Source organism: Telmatobacter bradus, from assembly GCF_048629425.1.
In the GTDB taxonomy this organism is placed as follows: Bacteria; Acidobacteriota; Terriglobia; order Terriglobales; family Acidobacteriaceae; genus Telmatobacter; species Telmatobacter bradus.
On sequence record NZ_CP184532.1, the window covers coordinates 580,696 to 604,430 of the forward strand.

The following is a 23,735-nucleotide window of genomic DNA, read 5'->3' on the forward strand; positions in this document are numbered from 1 at the left end:
GCAATGCGGAGCGACGCACATACGGCGATGGAAACAGGACTTCTGCAACTCTGGTGCGCACGGCCTGACGATCTGCAGGATGCGGCGCGTCACGCGGCCTGCGTGGCCCTGCTCAATGAAGAAGAAAATGCCCGCTGGCAGCGCTTTCGTTTTGAGGCCGACCAACGGCAGTCGCTGCTGGGGCTGGCGCTGACGCGTGTGGTGTTGGCGCAGGCGGTTGGCGGCGATCCGCATGCGCTGCGCTTTACTGCCAACGCACATGGCAAGCCGCAGCTTGTGGAAGATTGCGGGTGGAAGTTCAATCGGACAAATACGCGCAGCCTGGTGGTGTGCGCCGCGACGCAGGGTGCGGAAGTGGGCGTGGATGCGGAGCCTTTTTCGCGTGCCACACAGGTTCAGCGCGTGGCGGAAGAGGTTTGTACGGCGCGCGAGCTGAAGCTGATGGAAGCGCTGAAGGATGAGCCGCTCCAGCAGCGGGCGCTCGCATTCTGGACGCTGAAGGAAGCTTATGGAAAAGCACTCGGCGTGGGTTTGTCCATGGCTCCGCGCAAGGCGGAGTTCCTCTTTGATACGCAGGGTGCATTCCACGCGGATCTGGAGGCCGTGCAGGTCGGGGAATCACGCCGCTGGCAGTTCGGGCTGCTCTATTTTGCTGAACATCGCATTGCGTTTTGCGTGGAGCGACGTGCGGCGTGGCGCGTGCAGATCTATTGCACCTTGCCGGGCGCATGGCCCTGCGAGCCCTCGGATGCGGACGAGGTTGTGTGGTCGAGTGAGCGCTTAAGCAACGCCGAGAGTTCCTGTGCAAACTGCTGGACGTAAGGCTCAAAGAGCATCTGCATGTGGCCTGTGGGCACGTCGATTACGTCGAGCCCGCCCTGCGCCAGCCGTCCCCATCCGAGGGTAGGATCTTCGACTTTACCGAGTGCTTCGTGGCCGCGGTCAATGGCGCGTACCAGCGTGATGGAGCCCGGAAATGGCTCGAAGCGGTAATGATCAAGGACCCTCCAGTGTTTTTTGGAGAGGTCGATAAAGCGCAGCTTGGCGGTCAGATCGCGCCCGATCATCCGGTAAAGAACAATGCCGGTGGGGTAGAGAATTTGCGTAAGAATCTTGTCGCTGAAGTAGTTGCTCTTTTCGGCAATTTTCTTGCATAGATAAGAGAGTCCTCCTGTACGCAGACTGGTGAGGAAACGCTGGTATTTTTCGCGCCGGGAAAGCTCCACTTCGTTGCCTGGAACGGAAACATCAAAGAGCGCCACCAGCGCAGGATGAACGCCTTGCGCCAGAAGCTGCCGCGCCATCTCGTACAGCACAAGACCGCCATAGGAAGCGCCACCCAGCAGGTAAGGGCCTTGTGGATAGAAGGCGAGAAGCTCACGTACGTAGAGCGCAGCCATGGATTCCATGCTGACGTCGCCGCGTTCTGGGTCTGTGACGAGCGGGGACTGGAAGGCATAGAAAGGCTGGTCAGGGCCGAGCACCCGCGCCAGTTGCTCGTAGAAGACCACGTCTCCGCCGATGGCGTGTACGCAGAACAGCGGCACGCGCTTGCCCTGTGGCTGGATGGGAATTAGAGCCGACCACTTGGGCGGTGCCGAGGATGCAGGATTGCGCAAAGTACGAATGTGCTCGACCTGCTGACGAATGGTGCGTGCTTCAAAGAGTGCAGCCAGCTCCAACTCAATCTGAAAGTGTTTTTTGATGCGGGCGAAGAGCCGTATGCCAACCAGCGAATGGCCGCCCAAAACGAAGAAGTCGTCGTCCGCTCCGACGCTTGCAACGCCCAGCAACTCCTGCCACCAAGCCGTCAGCGTGCTTTCAATCTCTTCATCGTTGGCTGCTGGGGCAGAGTCTGCGCTGCATTCTTCCTGCGCTGGAAGCGCTGCGGATTTTGCTGGAGCGGCTGCACTGAGCGGCTGACCAACGACAGCAATTGCGGAGGGCGTGGCTGGGGTGAGAAGTTGTACCAGCGCACGCACGCCGTCTTCGGGAGCGATGCCTGTGGCGGCAATTTCAAGAGGCTCATCCAGGTTGGAGGAGGCGTGGGCGGACGCACGATGGCCTTCGCGCAATGCGTTGCCTCTATCGTGTACGCGCCGCACGCTGAAGCTTTCGATCTCGGCGACGATCTGCTGATGGGCGTCGAAGATCGTAATGTCGAAGCTCTCCACTTCGTGCTGCGTCCCATGCCTCTGCATGCGGATGTGGCTGTAGAGATGCGCAGGAAATTGTTGGTAGACACGCATGCGCTTGTAGCCGATGGGCAGAAACAGGTCGGTGGAGTTTTCGTACTTGGCCGTTAGATAAAACGCTGCGCCGGTGGCCATGTCGAGCAGGGAAGGATGCTGACGAATGTCGTTTACGTCGGCGGAGAATTCTGCATCGAGCGCAACTTCGGCCAGCGCTTCACCTCTGCCAACGTCGATCCGGCGAAGGGAGCGCCAGCGCGGTCCAAAGGAGAAATGCTGCTCCTGCCGGGTGCGATGGGCTGCGTCGAATGTTAGCGTACGTGCTGTGCAGCGGGCGCGGATAGCCTCAAGAGAGGCAGTACGCGCATGCACATCCAGCAGCGGAGAGATGGTTCCTGCGGCATGCTCGATCCACTCTTCAGCGTGGCCAAAGATGGAAAAGCGGTAGGCGGAAGCCTTGCTGGCCTCGCCGGGGATGCGCTGCAACTGCACGCGCAGGGTGCGAACTTCGCCTTCGCTCAACAGAAACGGCTGCAGGAATTGAACGTCGCGGAACTCAACGCCGGCAGCATGCGTGGTGTGGGCGAGTGCGGCGGAAGCCAGCTCCAGATAGCCGGTGCCCGGGATCAGCGCGCCGCCATGAAGGAAGCGGTGCTCATCGAGCACCCAATGCGTTTGCGCGGAAAATCTTCCCGAGTAGACGATGGCTTGCGGTGTGTCGAGCAGGCGTTCTACTAGCCAGGGATGCGGCGAGCGCGTGCGTGCGGCCATTCCTACTTTCCGCCATGCGTCCCAGTTGATGGAAATGACGTTGTTGCGGCTGGCGGCGAAGGCGTCGAGGAATGCGTTGGCGGCGGCGTAATCTACCTGCCCGGCGGGCGGAAGCACTGCGCTGATCGAAGAAAAAAGCACAAGGCGCTGAATGGAAAAATCCCGCAGAACTTCTTCGAGCGCCAGCGTTCCTTGAAGCTTGGGGGCAAGCACACGCGCGGCAGACTCGGGCGACTTCAGTGCGATCGGTGCGTCGTCCAGCACGCCTGCGGTATGAAAAACGAAGTCGATTTTGCCAAAGTCTTTTCTTGTGGCTTCAAGCGCTGAGCGCAACGCATGCGGCTGGGTTACGTCGGCTTCAAGCACGAGAAGACCCGCGGCCTGAGCGCGGACTTCGATCAGTTTGCGCAGGCGGGAGCGCAACACGGCGGGCTGTGCTGAGTCCTGCGCTAGTTTCTCCCACTCGGCTTCCGGGGGAACGGAGGATCGTGCGGTAAGAACGATTTTCGCATGGATTGTTTGGGCCAGATGCAGCGCGACTTCCAGCGCCAGATCGCCGAGTCCGCCCGTGAGAAGGCACACAGCTCCAATGGCCGGGCTTGCCTGTTGGGGCGCGTAGGGGACGAGCGTCTGTCGCAGACGATGGCCGTTACGCCACGCATAGCTGCCATCTTCGGCAGAAGCATTCAGTTCGGTCCGCAGCAGGTCGGCAGCTTCATGCGCATCGTTCCGGTCCAGATCAACAGTGCGCACACGCACGCCGGGAAGCTCACGCGGCAGTACGCGGGCTGGTCCGTGCAGCACGGCACGCTCTGCGGCAAGCACGGCCTCATCCTTGGTCTGTTCCAACTGGCTGGAAACATAGACCAGCTCAACCTGTGACAGATCGTTGGCGACGATGGCCTGCGAGAGCGCAAGAGGACTGTAGAAGCACTGCGCCAGAGTCTCGCCGATAGAGTGTGGTGCATCTTCGAGTGCCCCAAGATGGACGATCTTGTGCGGCGTTCGATTGCTCTGCTGGAGATCGCGCAAGAGCGCTTCGTAGTCGGCTCGCTCGGTTGCACGCAGTGTGTAGGCGTGCTCACTGCGTTTTGCGAAGGCAGAAGCAGGCTCTACGAGCACAACCGCATCGCCCTGCTGGCGGAGTTTTTCTGCAAGCAGAGCAGCAATGCCAGAGGCGTCGCAAAAAATCAGCCAGTTTGATTTCTTCTGGTCAGTTGCTGCGACGAGTGGAGCAGCTTCCCAAGCGCGTTGATAGCAGTGGAAAGATGCATCCGTTGGCGCGATAGGCAAAGGCGGTGCTTCCGCCGGGTCGGGATTGATCCAGTAGCGCTGATGATCGAAGGGGTAAGTGGGCAGAGAGACGCGCTGCACGGAGCCGGGCGCGTAACGCGGCGCAAAGTCGATGGGCACACCCTGCGTCCATAGATGCGCCATGGTGGTGAGCGCATGGGCCAGCACGGACGTGTTCTGTCTGGGGTGCGGCAGGGCCGCAAAGACGCGCCCCTCTGTGCCGTTCTGCAGGGCTGCCAGCGTGGCAAGGGTGTTTCCCGGGCCGCATTCAAGCAGGATGCGATGGGGCGTTTGCAGTAGCTCGGAAAGATTACTGCTGAAGCGCACCGTGGAGCGCAGATGTTTGGCCCAGTAAGCAGGATCGGTGGCTTCCTGCGGCGTAATCCAGCTTCCGGTCAGGTTGGACTGGAAGGGAATGCGCGGCGCATGCAATGGCACGGAGCCAACCAGTTGCTCGAACTCGGCTAGAACGGGCTCCATCATGGCGGAGTGGAAGGCGTGCGATGTGGTGAGGGGCCGAGAGGCGATGGAACGCGCGCGGAGCTCTGCGGCAAACTGTGCGATGGCCTGCTCGGGACCGCTGACGACGCACATCTGCGGCGCATTGATGGCGGCCAGCGATAGCTCTGCGGGAAGCTCAAGCTCCTCTGCTGCAAATGGCACGGCAAGCATGGAGCCAGCGGGCAGGCTGTAGATCAAGTGGCCGCGTGCAGCAATCAGCCGGAGAGCATCGCTCAGCGAGAAGACCCCGGCGATGCAGGCAGCAACGTATTCGCCCACGCTGTGGCCTACGAGTGCCGTGGGCTGCACTCCATGCGCCGTCCACCACTGCGCCAGCGCATATTCCACGGCAAAAAGCGCCGGCTGGGTCAGCCAGGTTTGGTTCAGCTTTTCGGCGGCGGAGTCTTTTTCTTCTTCGCTCGGGTAGAGCACCTGAATGAGGTCCAGACCGAGAGGCTCACGCAGCAGACGGGCGCAATGGTTGAGCGCATCGCGGAAGACGGGCTCATGCGCGTAGAGTTCGCGGCCCATGTTTACGCATTGCGCGCCCTGCCCGGTGAAGAGGAATGCGACCTCGGATGCGCTTGTTTGCGCGGCTCCTGCGATTGCCTTTTGGTTGCGGAACTGCGGGCGTTCCTGCGGCGTGGTGGCGACTGCCAGAGCACGGCGATGCGCGAACGTCTGACGGCCCATTTGGCAGGTGAATGCAGCATCGGCCAGGTCCACTTCAGGATGCGTGGCAAGATGCGTGAGCAGGCGTTCCATCGCCAGGTCGGCTGCAGCCGCAGTCTTTGCGGAAACGGTGAGCAACTCGGCGGGTCTGGCCGAACGCGCCAGAGAACGTTGCGGCGCTTCCTCCACGATCACATGCGCGTTGGTGCCGCCAATGCCAAGGGCGGTGACTCCGGCGCGGCGCGGCCTGTTTTTCTCGGGCCAACCGCGCAACTGGTCATTGATGAAGAAGGGACTCGATGCAAGTTCGATGTGCGGATTGATCTGATCAAAGTGCAGGCTGGCGGGAATCTGCTTGTGCTCAAGCGCCAGCACGGTCTTGATGAGGCCGGCCACACCGGCGGCAGCGTCCAGATGGCCTACGCTTGATTTGAGCGAACCGAGGGCGCAGAAGTTGGTGCGTTGCGAGCTTTGGCGAAAGGCCTGGGTGAGCGCGCGCACTTCAATAGGATCGCCCACACGTGTGCCGGTGCCGTGGGCTTCCACGTAGTCAATTTCGTCGCCAGAGAGTTCGGCAAAGCCGAGCGCTTCGGCAATTACTTCGGCCTGACCTTCGACGCTGGGCGCAAGATAGCCTACCTTGCGCGCGCCGTCGTTGTTGATGGCGGAGCCCACGAGGACGGCGCGGATCGCATCGTGATCGGCAAGCGCATCTTCCAGTCTGCGCAGCACCACTACACCCACGCCGCTGGCAAAGACGGTGCCGCTGGAACTCGCATCGAAGGAGCGGCAGCGGCCATCGCGGGAAAGAATCTCGCCTTCGCGATAAATGTAGCCCTGGCCGTGCGGAATCTCGATAGTGACGCCGCCGGCCAGCGCCATGTCGCATTCATAGTTGAGCAGGCTCTGGCAGGCAAGGTGCGCGGCAACAAGAGAAGTCGAGCAAGCCGTCTGCACGTTGATGCTGGGGCCGCGCAGATCGAATTGATAGCTGGCGCGCGTGGTCAGTACATCCTTGTCGTTGCCGGTCTGTTTCAGCTGAAAGAGTCCGGCGGATTCGCGCAGTTTGCGATTGGCCAGCAGGTTGTGAATCAGGTAGGTGTTCATGCCCGATCCGGCAAAGACGCCGATCGAGCCTGCAAAATTCTGCGGCACGTGGCCCGCATCTTCAAAGGCCTGCCAGCAGCACTCCAGAAAGTGGCGATGCTGCGGATCCATGATGGCGGCGTCGCGCGGACTCATACCAAAGAAGGCAGCGTCGAAGAGTGGCACATCGTCGAGGATGGCGGCGCGACGCACGTAGTCGGGATGGGCCAGCTCCTCGCGGGAGACGCCCGAGGCCAGCAGCTCCTCGTCGGAAAGATCGCGGATGGCTTCTCTGCCATCGCGCAGATTGCGCCAGAAGGCGTCCAGATCGCGTGCGCCGGGAAAGCGGCCGCTCATGCCGACGATTGCAATGGCGTTCTGCTTCAAACTTTCTGTCCTTTCAGCGAGTGCGGGCCATGCGACGGCGTGCGGCGCGATCCGAGATGGAGCTGCTGGTTTGCGTTCCGGCAAGATGTGCAGCCAGCGTGCGCACGGTTGTGTACTGGAAGAGATCGACCAGTTCAATAGAGCGGTTGAGTTTTTGCTTCAAATTCGCATGGGCTTCGGCCATGCTCAGCGAGTGTGCGCCAAGATCGAAGAAGTTGTCGTCGAGGCCCACGTGCGCCAACCCCAGCGCATCCTGCCAGACGGAGGTGATCTGTGCTTCAAGCTCGTTGGCAGCGTGCGTCTGCGGTGTGGGGACGGCCAGTGTGGCTTCCGGCGCAGGCAGTTCCCGCAGCGCTTTGCGATTCGTTTTGCCGTTGCTGGTGAGGGGCAGTTCGCTCCGGAAAACGATGGCCGAAGGCACCATGAAGTCGGGAAGATGTGCGGCCAGTTGGGTACGCAGGGCGGCTGCGTCGTGCGTTGCGGCAACCACGTAGGCCACCAGACGCTGATCGCCGGGACGGTCTTCGCGCAGCACCACCACCGCCTGCCGTACGCCGGGCTCGCGTTCCAGCAGTGCTTCAATCTCGCCCAACTCGATGCGATGGCCACGCAGCTTGACCTGATCGTCCGTGCGGCCAAGGAACTCCATGCGGCCATCGGGCAGCATGCGGGCCAGATCGCCGGTGCGATAGATGCGGCCACTGGCCAGCGCGGGCAGTGCGGCAAAGCGCTCGGCGGTCAGCTCGGGCCGCTTCCAGTAGCCACGCGCTACGCCGGGCCCGCTGATGCAGAGTTCGCCAGCCTCGCCCGCGGCTACCTGCGCATGGTTTGCATCCAGCAGACAGACCTGCGTGCCCAGGATGGCGTGGCCAAGGGTAATGGCTTCGTCGCCCGTGGCAATGCGGTCGTACGTTGACCAGATGGTGGTTTCGGTAGGGCCGTACATGTTGTACAGATCGCCAGCAAAGACCGTGCGCAGTTGGCGTACGAGCGCGGCAGACAGAGCTTCTCCACCGAGCAGAATTTTTTTGAGATTGCCGAGCATTTGCATGGCGCGGGCATCGAGCGTGAGCATGCGGGCCAGCGAGGGCGTCATCTGCAGATGCGTCACCTGGTGGCGTTCAATTTCGTCGGCCAGGGTATGTGAGCCTTCGTCGCCGTGCAGCACCACGGTGAATCCACGCGTGAGCGTCCAAAAGAGTTCCAGCACGGAAATATCAAAAGAGACGCTGGTGACGGACAGCCATACGCCGGGCTCGCAGCCGAGGGCCTCATCCATGGCGGCAAAGAAGCTGGTCACGTTGCGCTGTTCGATCATCACACCCTTGGGCTTGCCGGTGGAGCCGGAGGTGTAGAGAACGTAGGCCAGATTTTCTTCTGTTGCGGCAGAGACGGCAGGCAGTGCGTTCTGCGTGGCCAGGGCCGGATCCTCAACGTCGATCAGGGTGAGGCCGGATGTGCTCAGTTGAAGCCTCTGCCGGGTTGCGTGGCTGGTGAGTAGCACACGCAGTTCCGCATCCTGCAAAACGAATGCCAGCCGCTCCTGTGGGTAGCCCGGGTCGAGCGGCACGTAGGCCGCACCGGCCTTTAGAGTGCCGATCAGGGCGACCAGAAGCGCGGCCGTGCGCTCCATGGCCACACCGACGAGCGTGTCGGGCGTGACGCCGAGCGCCAGCAACTGGTGGGCAATACGATTAGATTCCGCGTCCAGCGCTGCGTAGGTCAGCTGCCGGTCGCAGGCGATGAGGGCGACGCGATCCGGCGTACGTGCGGCCTGCTGCGTGAAGAGCGCAGCGATCGTTTTTCCGTCGGCGGGCTGGTTCAAGGGCGCTTCAGCGGGAGCGGCGGACGACATGATAATTCTCCACGAACAGGGAATCGATTTCAGTGTTGAGAAACGTCTCAATAGCCTCTGTGGGCGTGTTCACAATGGGCTGCCCTTTGACGTTGAAGCTGGTGTTGAGCACCATGCTGCGGCCGGTGGTTTTGCCCACAGCAACCAGCAGGGCATGGAAGTCGGGATTGCCGTCAGGGGCTACAGTCTGCAGCCGGGCCGAGCCATTCACATGGGTAATGGCGGGCAGCAGGGGGCGGGCTTCGGGCCGCACGTTGACGATGCTAATCATATAGGGGTACTGTGCCTCAGGCTCCACCTCGAACCAGCGCGTGGCCTCTTCGGCGGCGCAGGCCGGAGCAAAGGGACGGAAGGCTTCGCGCTTTTTCACCATGGTGTTGATGCGGTCGCGCATCTCGGGGTGGCCGGGGTCGGCGATGATGCTGCGATTGCCGAGCGCGCGCGGGCCATATTCCATGCGGCCGCGCGCCCAGGCCAGAACGTGGCCTGCGGCAATCCGGCGGGCGGCCTCGGCGCAGGTTTCTTCAAGCGAAGCAAACTTCTGCCAGGTGATGCGGCCTTCGAACGGGGCCAGTGCGGCTTCAATCTGCTGGTCGCTATAGCGCGGGCCAAAGAGCGGCGCGGGCAGGCGGCGATTGTCGACGGAGCCGGCCAGCGCGGAACGATAGAGCGCCGCACCCAGCGCCACGCCGTCGTCGCCCGCCACCGGCTGCACATAAATATCGTCGAAGAGCCCGGAGCGCATCAGCTTGCCATTGGCGGTGCAGTTGAGGGCGACGCCGCCGGCCAGGGCCAGATGACGCAGGCCCGTGAGCTCGCCAAAGTGACGGCAGACGTGCAGAACCACGCGTTCCAGGCACTCCTGCAGGGCGGCGGCCACGTCCTGATGCACGCTCTCGGCGGGCTGGTCGGGCAGGCGGCGGGGCAACAGGTGCTGGTCAAGGTAGGCGCGTGTAGCCAGATAGCTTTCGCGCTCTTCGCGGCTGTGGTTGAGCTTGAGCATGGGAATGCGGAAGCTGCCGTCGTCGCACAGTTCCACGGCCTGCTCAAAGAAGACGCGAAAGCGGGAGGGATCGCCGTAGGGCGCCAGACCCATGATCTTGTATTCGTCGCTGTTGAAGTCGAAGCCGAGGTGCAGCGTCACCAGCGAGTAGAGAATGCCGATGGAGTCATTGGCGCCGATGGAGCAGAGCTTTTCGAACTCTCCGTCGTGAAAGTCGTAGACGCTCAGGCTGTCGGTTTCGCCCATGGCGTCGTTGACGACGACCAGACACTCCTCCCAGCCGGAGGTATAGGCGGCGCTGGCGGCATGGGCCAGATGATGGCAGATGCTGTGCACCTTCTCTGCCGGGAATCCGGGCAGATCGCGTTCCACCTGCGCAAGCAGCGCCTCGCGGGAAAAGACCGTGCGGTAGAGCTCGGCCGAGACCGTGTCCTGCTGATAGAGCGGGCGCAGGGGGGCGTAGTCAAAGCCGTGAGCGATCTCGTCAATATCGTTCAAGGTGAGTCCGGCCTCGGCCAGACAAAAGCGGATGGCGTCGATGGGGAAGCTGCCAGTGGCCTTCTGGCGGCTGAAGCGTTCCTGTTCGGCGGCTACAATCAGGCGGCCATCCATGACGAGGGCGGCGGCGGCGTCCATGCCCTGGGCAATGCGGTACTCGCGTTCTTCAAGGCCGGGGAAATGGGCGCGTTTAAAGGGAACGGCGTTTTCCAGCCCACTGATTCCGATAATCTTCATGGCGCTTTCTTTCTGGTAAAGGGATATATCGGCAAGCCGGAGCTTCCGTGGATGGTTTTGGGGCAAAATGTGAATCCTGCCGGACGGGGAGGTCGGCTGGATGCACATTTTTTACCTTACCCAGAGGTGATGTCGTGTGCAGCGGAAGATCAGCATTGCAGGGAAGGATTTTTTCCCAGGGGAAATCTCCCGCGAAGAAATTGCGAAATCCAAGCATTCTGTACCGTTTACTTCTTGGATGCACGCTTCGTGGAATACGTTGGTGAAAAATCGTGGTTGAGCCCGGAAATTGGATAAAAGTGCTCTTTTTTCTGCGAGGAAGCATGGCGTATGGCGTGGGATACGGTCGGTCGGGGGAGCCCGAAGCAGTCCGGAATAGGGTTTATCTTGAGGCTAGTAGCCCGTTTTGGGGTCCTTGGAAGCCTCCTTTCCGGTTACCGAAAGAATGTCCCGTCTATGGCCTTTTGTACTCTCGGAACGGCTCACATCCTGGGCGTGGCGGACGATGAAGGAAGCAAGTTGTTGGTGCACTCTCCGGTGAAGCCCTGTGCCAGCAGGATGCGGTTCAGGCAGAGGCAGGGCGCGGCGGCAGAGGCAGAGCCGGGGATCATCTGGTTCCCCGTAAACGAGGTAGATGCATGGCGCAAACCGTTCTGATCGTCGACGACTCGGCAACGATGGTGATGAGCCTGAAGACATCGCTAACGATGAACGGCTATCAGGTGGTGACAGCGAGCCACGGCAAGGAAGCGCTGGACAAACTGGAAGCCGGCGCAAAGCCCAACCTGATCATTACCGACATCAATATGCCGGTGATGGGAGGGATGGAACTGATTGGCAAAGTCAGAGCGTTGAGCGGATTCAAATACGTTCCGATTCTGACGTTGACGACCGAAGGCGACTCGGCCAAGCGCGATGAAGGCAAGCGTCTGGGAGCAACGGGCTGGATCGTCAAGCCGTGTTCGGGCGACGACCTGCTACGTGTGATCAAAAAAGTGTTGCCGGGAGCTTGACCCATGGAAAGTGAAGCCAGCATTCTGCGCAGTCAGATTCATGAACCGATTGATCCAGAGATGGATTCGATTTTTGCTCTGGAAAAAAAGTTTGGCGGGCGTATTCGCTGGGCGCGTGTTCGTCTGGTGGCGTCGCTCCTGATTTCGCTGTTTTGTGCAGGCCTGTTTTGGCATCTGCTAAGCGCGGAACAGGGGGCGGCACTCGAAGCGAATGGCAGCCGGATACTCTCATGGTTTCTTTTCCTGGTGGTGATTCCCGCCGTGGCAATGACGGGGGCGCATCTGGTGGGCGTACGCAGTGGCTGCGATGCGCAGAAGGAGCTTTGCGAACTGCTCAAGAGCGAGATGGGACGCATCTTCAAGCGGCGGCGGGCCATCAGTGAAGAGTTTCGTGACTCCGACCCCTACATCAGTGTGATGCACAAGCAGATTGGCGATTCACTGAGTGAGAGCGAAATCAAAGTGGTGGAAGCCATTCGCGAGATTGGCACTCTCAATGAAAAGGCCGTGGAGCAGCGGCAGCGCATTGCTGATTCGATTGAGAGCGGACGGAATCTGACTGAAGATACCGAGCAGCGGTTAAATCTCAATCAAGAGGTGATTGCCTCCATTGAGGCGCAAATGGCCGAGCAGGGCGAGGAAATCGGCAAAAGCTTCCACCGCATTGAAAATATGTCGAAAGAGGTTAGCGCGCTCAAGCCGCTGATTCAGGTGATTACCACGATTGCGCAACAGACCAGCCTGTTGGCGCTCAATGCTGAGATTGAAGCGGCGCGGGCCGGTGAGGCGGGGCGTGGTTTTTCCGTGGTGGCCGGTGAGGTACGCAAGCTTTCTGTGGCAACGACCCGGGCAGCCGGCGATATTGCCACCAAGATTACCGAGACTACTGGCCGGGTTGAACGGGAGATGCTCGACGCTGAATCGGCGCTGGAGCAGAGCAAATCGCACAATCAGATGGGGCGGCTGGTCGAAGGGCTTTCCCAGATGCAGTCCGAGTTTGGCCACAACAGCCAGATGTTGCTCGAAACGATCCACGAACTCGATGCCAGCCATGCTGAAAGCATCAAGCGGCTCAGCCAGGCGCTCGGACACATCCAGTTCCAGGACGTGATGCGGCAGCGCATGGAGCACGTACAGAGCTCACTCGACGAAATGCGTGTGCACCTGACCGATCTGGCCGACAAGCCCTACGATCCGAAGTGGGACGGAGCGCTTGAGTCCACCTTCAAGAGCATTCTGGACTCTCATCTGCAACGCTACAAAATGGAGAGCGAGGCGCTTACGCATCGTGCCGCTACGGGTGGAGAGGCTGCCTCCAGTGGGCGGCCCGACATTGAGTTGTTCTGAAGTTTCAAGCAGGCAAGCACAAGGAAAAACGCCCGGCAGCCAGTGGCTCCGGGCGTTTTTCTTGTCGTGGTTCAACCCTGATTTTGCTCTAGCGCGGGTTTCGCAGGGCGAATTTATAAAAGATGCGCAGAACACACCAGGCCAGTGTGGCCAGCACAAATGCGCCTACGGTGTCGATCAGTACGTCGCGAAAGCAGCCCTCGCGGTTGGGCAGAAAGCTCTGGTGCAGCTCGTCGCAGCAGGCCGTCAGGAAGGCTCCGGCCAGCCCGACAAGCTCGCAACGCAGGTAGTTCCAGTGCGGACGCAAGCGCCAGGCGGCATGCAGCCAGCTTAGACCCACCAATCCGTAGCCGATAAAGTGCCCGGATTTGCGGATCAGGAAGTGGATATTTTGAAAGGTCAGCTCAGAAAAGGGACCGAAGAAATATTCGAGCAGTCGGCGTATGGGGCCTGCAGTGTGATCTGCGCCCATGGTCACCGTCGATTCCATAAAGATCACGGTGGTGGCCAGTGCAACCGGCCACCACGCTTGGATCCAGAAAGCCGCCGAGCGCCGGCTATTCGACATGATAATTCGGCGCCTCGCGGGTGATGATCACGTCATGGACGTGGCTCTCGCGCAGGCCAGCGCCGGAGATGCGCACGAACTGGGCTTTTTCCTGCAGTTCCTTGATGGTGTTGCAGCCCACGTAACCCATACCGGAGCGCAGTCCGCCTACCAGCTGGTAGACCATGGCTTCGAGCGGTCCGCGATAGGGTACGCGGCCCTCAATGCCCTCGGGCACGAACTTGGCCAGGCGATTGCCGCCCGACTGTTCACGCTGCACTACGCCTTCGGTGCCGTTCTTGGCCGCAGCCAGATCGGTGTTGGACTGGAAGTAGCGCTCGCCTGAACCCTGGCTCATGGCGCTGAGCGAACCCATGCCACGATAGGTTTTGAACGTACGACCCTGGTAAAGAATCGTCTCGCCCGGGCTCTCGTCCACGCCGGCAAAAAGTGAACCAATCATGATGCAGTCCGCTCCGGCAGCAATGGCCTTGGTGAGTTCGCCGGAATACTTGATTCCACCATCGGCAATGACCGGAATATCGTGCTCGCGGCCAGCCCGCGCGGCTTCGGCAATGGCGGTGATCTGCGGCATGCCTGCGCCGGTAACCATACGGGTGGTGCAGATGGAGCCGGGTCCGATGCCAACCTTGATGGCGTCCGCGCCTGCCTCGATGAGTGCCTTGGCGCCTTCGTAGGTGGCCACATTGCCGGCCAGCAGGCCAACGTTCGGGAAGGCCTTCTTGATCTGGCGAACGGCATCGAGTACACGCGAGCTGTGGCCGTGAGCAGAATCGATGGCCAACACGTCGGCCCGAGCCTTCACCAGCTCGGCAGCGCGCTCCAGATAGTCGCCGGTGGCACCAATGGCGCCGCCTACGCGCAGACGGCCTTGGTCGTCCTTGCAGGCGTTGGGGTACTTAAGCTTCTTCTGGATATCCTTGACCGTGATCAGACCCTTGAGCTCGTACTGGTCGTTGACCACCAGCAGCTTCTCTACACGGTGCTTGTGCAGGATCAGCTCGGCTTCTTCGAGCGTGGTGCCCACTGGAACCGTGATCAGGTTTTCCTTGGTCATCACGTCGCCGACAGGAATGTCGGTACGGGTTTCAAAGCGCAGGTCGCGGTTGGTCAGAATGCCGACCAGCTTTTTGCCGTGGGTGACCGGCACGCCGGAAATCTTGTAGCGGCGCATGACGTCAAGAGCGTCGGCGATCAGTTGGTCGGGGCCGATGGTGACCGGATCGACGATCATGCCGCTCTCAGAGCGCTTGACCTTGTCGATCTCGCCGGCTTGATCGGCAATGGTGAGATTGCGGTGGACGATGCCGATGCCGCCCGCTTGCGCCATGGCAATGGCCATACGCGACTCGGTCACTGTGTCCATGGCTGAGCTGAGCAGCGGCGTGTTCAGCATGATCTGGCGGGTGAGCCGGGTCGCGGTGCTCACCTGCACCGGGACCACATCGCTGTAGGCGGGGACCAGCAGCACATCGTCAAAGGTGAGGGCTTCGGGTAAATTTTTGATCAGCATATGCGTGGATGCGCCTGGCGGCGGCGGGAATGGGTTCCCGGCCCGGCAGGCGCTTCCATTTATTATACCGGTGCGGAACCGCTGGATTTGGAAAGTGAATGAATTCGCGCGTGTACAAATTCCCTGATCTGCCGGACGGTGGACAAAACGTCTTCAGTCTTTGGAACCGCATATTGAAAAGGCAGGTCATAGCGGTAAAAAACCGCAAAGTCATTCAGATCGCCAAGTGGAAGGGTGGTGTGTGGCAGGTTTTCGCCAGCGGCTTGCAAAAGCCGCACAAGACGCTCCAACTGGTGCGTGCGCTCATAGGTGATTTCAAGTTGAGACAGCAGAGCCTTGAGGAGTTTTTCAATAGCTTGTTGGGCATGGAATCCGCGAATTGCATCGGCAATTCCAGGCGCGCAGACGGTTTGCTCGTCTTCTGCGGCTTTAAGCAGCAGAATTTGCGCTTTGGTTAGATACGTCTCGCTCATATACGGTCTTTCCTTCACGCAAAATCTTGAAGTAGATCGAATTGATGGAGTCCAGAAAACTCTTTGCGCAGGATTCTGTGGTGAAAACCAGGTCGATGCTCATGGGAATCTCGTCGAGCTTTCGGCGTAACTGCCTGCGCCGCAAAGGGATCTCTGCCTCATACTCATCTTCAACCAGTACGGCCAGGTCCAGATCGCTATCCCATCGGGCCTCGCCACGGGGCCAGGATCCGAAGAGGATGACGCGCGAAGGCCGGGCGATCTCAATGGCTGTGCGTACGGCCAGATCAACCTTTTCCTCGGTCGGGCTCAAGGTCTCAAGTGTGGAGCGAACCTGTTCTGCGGTCAGCATCGTCAGCCTCACGGATAGTGTAGCCCGGTTCCGGCTTTTTCTGGAAAGGGAAAGAGCTATTTGGACAAGCGGGGCGCATTGTTCGGAAGAACAAGATTTCCCGCTTCATCGAGCAGATCAAGGCGGCGTGCAAGACCTTCCGGCATGCGCAACGGCACCTGTTCCTCACTGCCCAGGGTCAGTTGCACATATTCGCGGAACCAGTACTTGGCTTTGCTCATGCGGATCTCGTTCCAGGGAATGCACAGGGCGGGATGGCCCATGCGGAATAGAAACTGAATGGAAAGATGCAGGGCGTCGGGGGCTGTAGTCAGGCATACAACGCCGCTGTAATGGCACCAATAACGCATATAAATGGTCAAAAATACCCCCCGGCCGATACGCGTTTCCCCCTTGGGCTCGTTCGTCTGGCGGAAGCGCCGGGAGAGTCCGTGCCAGCCCGAAAAATAGCTGACGGCAAAGATGCTCAGGCACCATACACCTACGAAAAAGGCAGGAAAGAGGATCAGCATAAGCAAAGGGAAAATATTGTTTTCATGCATGGCCATTGGCTCCGGGAACGATTGAACTGCGGGCAAAGAAAAACGCGGGCAAATCCTGCGATTTGCCCGCGTCTAATTTTATGTTTTCTACACGCCTACCGGGAAGGGCTTGGCGCTGGCTTCGTCGTCGTCGTCCTGGCTCTTGCGGCTAAACTTGAAGCGGTCAAAGCGGCCCTGGAAGATGCTCATGAAGCCGGTGTACCAGAAGCCCACCACGAACAGGATCAAAAACGGCGCGGTGAAGTAGTTGTGGTTCATGAAGGTGTAAATGATGGCCGCCATGAACCATGCACCCAGCAGAATCTCGATGTAGGGGGCCAGCTTCAGGCGTTTGCGGTACTTGTTGGCCTTGCTCTTTTCGCCCTTCTTGGCCACGGCGAACTTGGGGGTGCGCACAAACGAGCTCTGCACGCCGAAGATGGCCTCCATGACGGCTTTGGAGTTGGTTACCGTTAGGCCGATGCCAATGGCCATCAGCATGGGCAGGTAGATCAGGCTCTTCTTCCAAGTTTTGGGGAAGAGTTCGCGCTGCGAGAGCGCATAAAATACGCCAATCGATGCCGTGGAAGCGCCAAACAGCGGTACGTCGATCAGCAGCATCTGAAACCAGCCCTGATAGAAGCGGCAGATCATCGACGGCACCAGCAGGGCGGTCATGATGACCATCAGCGGGTAGGCGATGTTGGCCGTCAGGTGGTAGACCGACTCGATCTTGCGCTTGCGGGTCATTTCCGAACTGAAGATCTGGGGCAGCAGCTTGATCGAAACCTGAATCAGACCCTTGGCCCAGCGGGCCTGCTGGGTTTTGAAGGCGGTCATTTCAATGGGCAGTTCGCTGGGGCACTCCACCTCGGGCAGATATTTGAAGCGCCAGCCGGCCATCTGCGAGCGGTAGCTCAGGTCGGTGTCTTCGGTGAGCGTGTCATGCTGCCAGCCGCCGCCGTCCTCAATGGCCTTTTTGCGCCACATGCCGGCCGTGCCGTTGAAGTTGAAGAACTCACCGGTGCGCACGCGCGAGCCGTGCTCAATGACGAAGTGAGCGTCCAGCAGGATGGCTTCGACCTTGGTCAGCAGGCTGTAATCGCGATTCAGGTGGCCCCAGCGGGTTTGCACCAGACCCACGTCGGGCTCGGCAAAGTGGTGGATCACCTTCATGATCCAGTCCACCGGCGGCACAAAGTCGGCGTCAAAGATGGCCACGAATTCGGCGGTTGAGGCCTTCAGACCCTCGTCGAGCGCACCGGCCTTGAAGCCATGGCGGTTGGTGCGGTGGAGGTACTTGATCGGATTGCCCTGGGCTGCGTAGCGCTCGGTGATTTCGCGGGCTACGTTCTGGCTCTCGTCGGTGGAGTCGTCCAGCACCTGGATTTCAAGCTTGTCCTTGGGATACTCCATGGCGCAGACGGCGTTGATCAGGCGCTCCACCACGTACTGCTCATTGAACATGGGCAGCTGGATCAGCACGGTGGGCAGCTCGTCGAAGTGGCCGTGGGGATTGGGGTCGTAGTTCTTGCGGTACTTGAAGTACTGGTAGCACATCGAGTAGCGGTGAATGCCGTAGATCGACAGCACCACCATGACAAAGAAGTACGGGATCAGCAGGGTCAGATCGAACCAGTTCCAGTGGTAGAGGCCGGTAAAGGTGCGGTCGGTCTCCTGCATCGACTTGACGTAGTGGCGCAGGCCCGTGGAGGGAGCAAAGGCCAGCCAGGTTGCCAGCTGCCGGTCCAGCGACTGCAGCGGAAGAATCACGGAATTGAAACAAGCAGAAAACGCGGCGTACAAACTCAGGCCTCCACGGTAAAGCTAGTGGAATTGTACGCGAAATGAAAGAGAAGCCTCAGGAAAGCCGTTCCAGTTTGTGCCTTGGCAGGGGATGTGTTCCGCAGAAATTTCCGCAAAGTTTTTCTGGGAGCGCAACTCCATTACGAAACACGGGTTCAAACTGGCGGGTCGTCTTACGATCCGCGGCGGCTGGCAGGTTACATTGTGAGCCGCGCGGAGGTAGGATCGAGAGCAAAAGTTTGGAACGGCTCTCCCGCCGTAGCCGTGGCCGTCATCTCCCCAGGGATGACGGCCGTTTTTTTCACCACCAACCACCTGCGGTGAGGCCAACCACCTGCGGTGGGGCCAATGGCTTCGCGTGGCACCTGCCAGGATTTTGGGTTGGTTTTTGCGCCGTTCTGCAGAAGACAGATGCCGCTCCGTTCCGCACAATGAGCTGAGAGCTGTTTCACTGCGGCTGGGCGCTGAACTGCATGGTGCGGTAGTCGAAGGTGTAGCTGCCGAACTGGTCGAGGGCGTCAATGCCCAGCACACCGTAAACATCATCCAGGGCCTGATTGCCGAGCGGCTGCGTAAGTACCTGAATGTAATGGATTGGAACGATCTTGGGACCTACCTGCAGCAGGATGGTTTCGGCCGTGAAGGCCGGTTGGGGCGGAACGTCTTCGCTCCCTGGAACCTCAAACAGGGCCATCTTCTGGCCGTCAAAGTCGTTGGTGTGTTCATTGAAGTAGCGGGAGGTCAGGTAGGTCTGCTGGCTGCCGGCGTCAAGAATGTACATGCGCTCGTCGCCCGGGGCAATGGCTGGGGTGGGTTTGCCTTCGGACCCATCACGGGCCTTGCCTAGGGCCACCACAACCTGATCGCCATCGAGGAAGAAGTGTGCGCCGTCCTTGACCTGATCCTTGGGCTCTTTGACCGCGATCTGCTGGGCCGGATGGACGAAGATGGTGCTGTTGCCAGTGAAGGTAACGCTACCCATGGCCATGAGCGCGGGCAAGCCCAGTACACCTTCCACCTGGTAATCGGAGTCGGCAAAGCGGTAATCCGCATCCTCGAAGACGAAGGCTGTCATGTTGTGGAGGGTGAGCTGGCCCTCGATGGTGAAGCGTGGAATGATGGCCATGTGTACCTGGATGGGCTTGCCGGTCAGGGTGTGGATGGTGGCTGCCTCTTCACTGACCTTCAGACCGACCTCGCGGGCCACGGAACGGGCAATCATGTTGAAGGGCAGGGTGGGGTCCAGCATCCAGTCGTGGGGGCGGGCGTCCACAAAAACTGGAATGTCGGTCAGGCCCAGCGGATTCTTTTCCACCTGCATCTGGAAGGGATCGCAGGCGTCAATCGTCATAGGCGGATTGTTTTTGGCCAGTGGCAGCAGCTTGACCGGTAGTTCCAGGTCGTCCTGCTCGTCGGCGGTCAGTTTTTTCCCCAACCGCTCTTCCAGCGCGGCATAAGCTGCGGCGGCTTTGCTCCAGTTGCCCATGCGCAGGTAGTCCTCGCCAAGGGCCTTGCGCAGAAGCTTTTCGCGTTTGCTGTCGCCGCTGGCCACAATGCGGTCCAGTTGCGCTTCCAGCAGGGTGGCGGAGTTTTTGCTGTCGTTGGCGTGGTTTTCCAGCAGTCCCTGATAGAAGGCACGGTCGTCGGCTGGAAGCTTGTTCAGCTCCTGCTCCAGTTGAAGGAACTGATGGTCCTCCAGCAGGCCGAGCAGCAATTGGTCGGCTTCCACGCCGGTGCTGGTGCCGGTGTGTACCTGCGCTTCCATACTAGGTTGGTCGCTTTTTTGTGCGGGCGGAGCCGTGGCCGTGTCGGGAAGTTCCGGGTTCGGGGGAGTGGATTGCGCCTGCACAAAGATTGGTGCAAAAAAGACGAAAAAAGCCAGGGCTGCCAGCCTGCGGGAGCGGCGTAATTCAAGGCGAGCCCACCATGGATCGATTCCTGCCAGCGTGCCTGTTTTTGCGCTCATTCCCCTCCCATTGTGTACGAAGGTAACAGATTCAACAGATTCTATGGAGCATTGAGGCTTTCCTGAGGGGGAATCCGCTACACTTGTCGCGTGGCAATCAAGCGTAAAGTTATCGGGCATTATGAGATCCTTCGCCGGCTGGGAGCCGGTGGCAGCGGTGTGGTGTATCTGGCCAACGATCAGCAACTGGAACGGCCGGTAGTGTTGAAAATCCTGCGGACCGGTCTGCTCACCATTGAGCAGATGCGCAAGACCGTTTTGCGGGAGGCGCGGCTGGCTTCGGCCATCGAGCACCCCAACGTGTGCGCCATCTATGAAGTGGGCGAGTCGGGCGAAGAAGTCTACATTGCCATGCAGTATGTGCCCGGCCAGACGCTGGACCAGCTGACGGCCAAGGGACCGGCTGCGCTGCAGTTGATTCTGTCCGTGGGCATTCAGATTGCCGACGGACTGCATGCCGCCCATTCGCTGGGCATCTTCCACCGCGACCTGAAGCCGCAGAACGTGATGCTGACCGACGGTGGTCTGGTCAAGCTGCTGGACTTTGGTCTGGCGCGTCGCCTGCACGGCGATGATCCAAACGATACTTCGCGTGGAGCGCTGACCCAAAACGGCGCCACTCCGGCCACCTACACGGCACGGGGCGGAACCATCCGCTATATGGCGCCGGAGCAGTTCGTCACCGGGCAATCGAGCGTGCAGACGGACCTTTGGGCGCTGGGTGTGCTGCTTTACGAGTTGGCCACCGGACAGCACCCTTTTGCGCGGCCCAACGATGAAGATTTTCAGGTGATCCGCGCCATTCAGTTTCAGGAACCGGCTGATCTGGCCGAGATTGCGCCCACCCTGCCGGCTGAGCTGCGCAGTGTGATTGCCAACTGTTTGGCCAAGAATCCTGGTGAACGCTACGGCTCAGCGGCCGAAATCCGCGAAGCGCTCAAGACGATCATGCGCACGCTGGAGATCGATACCGGCATTCTGGCAACCGATTCTACCGCCGTTCCGATTACGGAGAGTGAAGCTGAGAAGCGTTCGACGGGCTTTTTGTCGATGTTGGCTGAGCGCTTTCGTGAGTCTGCCAGCGAACGCACGCCCAAAAACTCTCTGGTGGTGCTGCCCTTTACGAATCTGGGCGCTGCCGAGGTTGCGCCGCTCTATGGCCATGCTTTAGCCGATGCGATTGCGGCGCGGCTGGCCCGCATTCCCGGATTGCTGGTGCGGCCCTCCAGTTCGCTGATGGCGCTGCCGCTGGCGCAGATGGACCCGCTCTCGGTGGGGCAAAAGCTGATGGTTTCCTTCATGCTGACGGGCAACTTTCTGCGCTCCGATGCAGGTTTTGATCTGAACTGGCAGCTGATCGATATTTCGTCGCAGTCGGTGCGCTCAGGCGGAGCCATTCGCGTGGCCTCGCTCGATCTGATCGCCGTGCAGAGCGAGATTTCCAATGAAGTTTTTGCCTCACTGCATGGAATTTCAGCAACCGAAAGCATGGATGCGCCGCGCAGTGGACCGCGCCCGCCGATCAGCGACTCCACGCTGCCCGGACCGGTCAGCGAAAAGTATCTGCAGGGTCGCGCGTTGCTCAGTTCCTTTATGGTGCGCACTGGATCGCTGGCAGACCTGGACCGGGCCCACAGTCTTCTGCAGGAAGTCACTGTAGCCGATGCCAACTTTGCCGCTGGTTGGAGCGGGTTGGGCATTGCCGAATTGCAGTATGCGCGTCATGGTTTTGGCGGACAGATCTATCTGGTGAAGGCTCGCCGCGCCTTCGACGAGGCGTTGCGTCTGGATCCTGGCGCGATTGAGCCGAATCTCTACCGCATTTACATGCTGTTGGCGCGTGGCGAAAAAGAGTCGGCCCGCCATGGTGCGGCTAACCTGCTGATGCATGCCGATAACGACTGGAATGTGCACATGGTGGCCGGCATTGCGCTGCGCTGCGATGGCATGTATGACGAGGCTCTGGAGCACTTCAGTCGCGCGCTCAAACTGGCCCCGGCCAATGCGCCCATCCTTTATAACCACCGTGCCCGCGTTTACCACTATCAAAACCAGATGGATCTGGCTGGCGATGAACTGGAAAAGGGTTTGGCCCTCGATCCACGCCACCCCCTTCTGCGGACTTCGAACGGCTATCAGCAGATGCGTCTGGGCAATCTGAAGGAAGCCATCGAGATTCTGGAGGGCGTAATCAAGGACGATACGTCGATGCGTATCGCCGTGCCCACGCTCACGCTTTGCTATGTGCAGGCAGGCATGCGGGAGAAGGCCGCCGGGCTGATCACCGACGACACGTTGGCCGGAGCCGAGGCCGATGGCGAAATGGCCTATCGTTTGGCTACCTATTTTGCCGTCGAAGGCGACTCCAGCGAGGCGCTGCACTGGCTGCGTCGCGCGATCTACCTGGGCAATGAGAACTATCCGTGGTTCCAGAAGAATCCGGCATGGAACCGGCTGAAGACCAACGCCGACTTTGAGCGGATTCTGGATGATTTGAAGAAGTCCTTCCGCAAGAACCAGAAGACGTGGAAGCGGCTGATTGAACAGTTGCCACGCGAGACGGAATAAGGATTGATCGCCGACCATTCAGGTAGAATGGCGGCAAAGATGGTTACAGTTTCCGGGGAATGTCTCTGCCTGAGAGCCATTCCTCTGGGGATTCCGTACGGCAGCCCACACGACGCATATTTTTATTGGATTTATCTTCAATACGCTACGTAGATGGAACTTTACAGCGGACTCTTTAAAGGATTGAACCGCCATGATAAAAAATGGAACGCATAAAGAAGTCGAGTTTCCTTCGATCGGCATAGTGCTGACAAGTTATAACACCTGGGATCTGGCCCGGCAGTGCGTTGAGGCCTGCTTTCAGCATGATTACGGAAACTTTCAATCCATTCTTGTGTACGATGACTGTTCACCGCAGGAGCAGGACGTTGAGTTTCCCGAGGGAACGCAGGTGGAGCGCGGTCAGGTCAATCTTGGATTTTCCCGAGCGCTCAACACCGCAATCCGTACGCGGAATGAGGAGATTGTCCTGGTTTTCGATGCGGATGCGCGTCCACAAACGCCCTTCTGCGCTCGTGTACGGGATGCTTTCAGCAAGGATCCTGACCTGGGTCTGGTGGTGATGAATACAGTAGGAAGTCGCGGCCAGCGAACGGAATCGTATCGTCCAGAAGAAGGGGCGATGAGTCTGATTCTGGGGCAGGGACTGTATGCCTGGTGGAAAAAGATCTTCCCCGAAGACAGCAGACGGCTGTCGTTTTTTACCTGTGCCCTGGCGATGCGCAAAGAGGCTTTTCAGGAGGTTCAAGGATTCGATGAGGACTTTGAATTCCTGGATGTGGACATGGACTTCAGTATGAGGATGAACCGCTCACGCTGGAGGGTGCGGGTTCTGGATGGCCCGGTAGTCTTCCACGAAGGTGGCGGAACCAAGCGCACCACACGCAAGCGTGTGCTGATGTTTTATAAAAGTCGCTGGCAGCTGCTGAATAAATTCGGAATGATTTGGAACAGACCGGTCGTCAAATGGATGATTCTTTTCCGGCTTCGCGGAGAGTATTGGATTCTTAGGCTTTTGGGAAGGTTTTTGTTCAAGCAGCGCGATGTGTATGAAGACAAACTGATCGGGCGGGAAGAGCTGATCCGGTTTTGTCAGCAAAACTACTGACAGAA

General features: G+C 59.6%; 16 protein-coding genes. 5 read left to right on the forward strand and 11 right to left on the reverse strand.

Features of this window, described 5'->3' with window-relative positions:
• The first annotated feature begins 3 nt into the window (after positions 1-3).
• Entirely contained in the window at positions 4-822 is an 819-nt protein-coding gene (locus ACOBR2_RS02550) for a 4'-phosphopantetheinyl transferase family protein (RefSeq protein ID WP_420238503.1), read from the forward strand.
• Here ACOBR2_RS02550 and ACOBR2_RS02555 read toward each other — a convergent pair.
• From ACOBR2_RS02555 to ACOBR2_RS02570, 4 genes are all read right to left on the reverse strand, one after another.
• Positions 708-6,902, reverse strand: a complete 6,195-nt coding sequence (locus ACOBR2_RS02555; protein WP_420238504.1) for a type I polyketide synthase — start codon at positions 6,900-6,902, stop codon at positions 708-710. The genes ACOBR2_RS02550 and ACOBR2_RS02555 overlap by 115 nt on opposite strands.
• Before the next feature lie 13 nt (positions 6,903-6,915).
• Entirely contained in the window at positions 6,916-8,757 is a 1,842-nt protein-coding gene (locus ACOBR2_RS02560) for a non-ribosomal peptide synthetase (protein WP_420238505.1), read from the reverse strand.
• Positions 8,735-10,495: a carbamoyltransferase gene (locus ACOBR2_RS02565; protein WP_420238506.1), complete on the reverse strand. Its 1,761-nt coding sequence runs from the start codon at positions 10,493-10,495 to the stop codon at positions 8,735-8,737. Before ACOBR2_RS02565 ends, ACOBR2_RS02560 begins: the two co-directional genes overlap by 23 nt.
• Before the next feature lie 482 nt (positions 10,496-10,977).
• Positions 10,978-11,106 carry a hypothetical protein gene (locus tag ACOBR2_RS02570; RefSeq protein WP_420238507.1) on the reverse strand — a complete coding sequence of 43 codons (129 nt, stop codon included), beginning with the start codon at positions 11,104-11,106 and terminating at the stop codon, positions 10,978-10,980.
• A gap of 27 nt (positions 11,107-11,133) precedes the next feature.
• Between ACOBR2_RS02570 and ACOBR2_RS02575 the strand changes: the two genes are divergently transcribed.
• Positions 11,134-11,508, forward strand: a complete 375-nt coding sequence (locus tag ACOBR2_RS02575; RefSeq protein ID WP_420238508.1) for a response regulator — start codon at positions 11,134-11,136, stop codon at positions 11,506-11,508.
• 3 nt (positions 11,509-11,511) lie between these two features.
• On the forward strand, positions 11,512-12,855 hold the full coding sequence (locus ACOBR2_RS02580; RefSeq protein WP_420238509.1) for a methyl-accepting chemotaxis protein: 1,344 nt from the start codon (positions 11,512-11,514) through the stop codon (positions 12,853-12,855).
• Positions 12,856-12,943: 88 nt separating this feature from the next.
• Here ACOBR2_RS02580 and ACOBR2_RS02585 read toward each other — a convergent pair whose 3' ends face one another.
• The 7 genes from ACOBR2_RS02585 to ACOBR2_RS02615 form a co-directional block, all read right to left on the reverse strand.
• Positions 12,944-13,423, reverse strand: a complete 480-nt coding sequence (locus ACOBR2_RS02585) for a VanZ family protein (protein ID WP_420238510.1) — start codon at positions 13,421-13,423, stop codon at positions 12,944-12,946.
• Positions 13,413-14,936 carry an IMP dehydrogenase gene (gene guaB, locus ACOBR2_RS02590; RefSeq protein ID WP_420238511.1) on the reverse strand — a complete coding sequence of 508 codons (1,524 nt, stop codon included), beginning with the start codon at positions 14,934-14,936 and terminating at the stop codon, positions 13,413-13,415. The genes ACOBR2_RS02585 and guaB overlap by 11 nt, the downstream gene beginning before the upstream one ends.
• A 62-nt stretch (positions 14,937-14,998) precedes the next feature.
• Positions 14,999-15,409 carry a HEPN domain-containing protein gene (locus ACOBR2_RS02595; RefSeq protein WP_420238512.1) on the reverse strand — a complete coding sequence of 137 codons (411 nt, stop codon included), beginning with the start codon at positions 15,407-15,409 and terminating at the stop codon, positions 14,999-15,001.
• Positions 15,366-15,773 (reverse strand): nucleotidyltransferase domain-containing protein, encoded by a 408-nt coding sequence (locus ACOBR2_RS02600; RefSeq protein ID WP_420238513.1) that lies wholly within the window; start codon positions 15,771-15,773, stop codon positions 15,366-15,368. Before ACOBR2_RS02600 ends, ACOBR2_RS02595 begins: the two co-directional genes overlap by 44 nt.
• 44 nt (positions 15,774-15,817) lie before the next feature.
• Positions 15,818-16,273, reverse strand: a complete 456-nt coding sequence (locus tag ACOBR2_RS02605) for a hypothetical protein (protein ID WP_420238514.1) — start codon at positions 16,271-16,273, stop codon at positions 15,818-15,820.
• A gap of 117 nt (positions 16,274-16,390) precedes the next feature.
• Positions 16,391-18,055, reverse strand: a complete 1,665-nt coding sequence (locus ACOBR2_RS02610; protein ID WP_420238515.1) for a cellulose synthase family protein — start codon at positions 18,053-18,055, stop codon at positions 16,391-16,393.
• A gap of 481 nt (positions 18,056-18,536) precedes the next feature.
• Positions 18,537-20,054, reverse strand: a complete 1,518-nt coding sequence (locus tag ACOBR2_RS02615) for a retropepsin-like aspartic protease (RefSeq protein WP_420238516.1) — start codon at positions 20,052-20,054, stop codon at positions 18,537-18,539.
• A gap of 90 nt (positions 20,055-20,144) precedes the next feature.
• On the opposite strand from ACOBR2_RS02615, the gene ACOBR2_RS02620 reads away from it, so the two are divergent.
• A complete protein-coding gene (locus tag ACOBR2_RS02620) occupies positions 20,145-22,622 on the forward strand; it encodes a protein kinase domain-containing protein (protein WP_420238517.1) in 2,478 nt (825 codons plus the stop codon).
• 193 nt (positions 22,623-22,815) lie between these two features.
• Entirely contained in the window at positions 22,816-23,730 is a 915-nt protein-coding gene (locus ACOBR2_RS02625) for a glycosyltransferase family 2 protein (protein ID WP_420238518.1), read from the forward strand.
• Positions 23,731-23,735 lie beyond the last annotated feature (5 nt).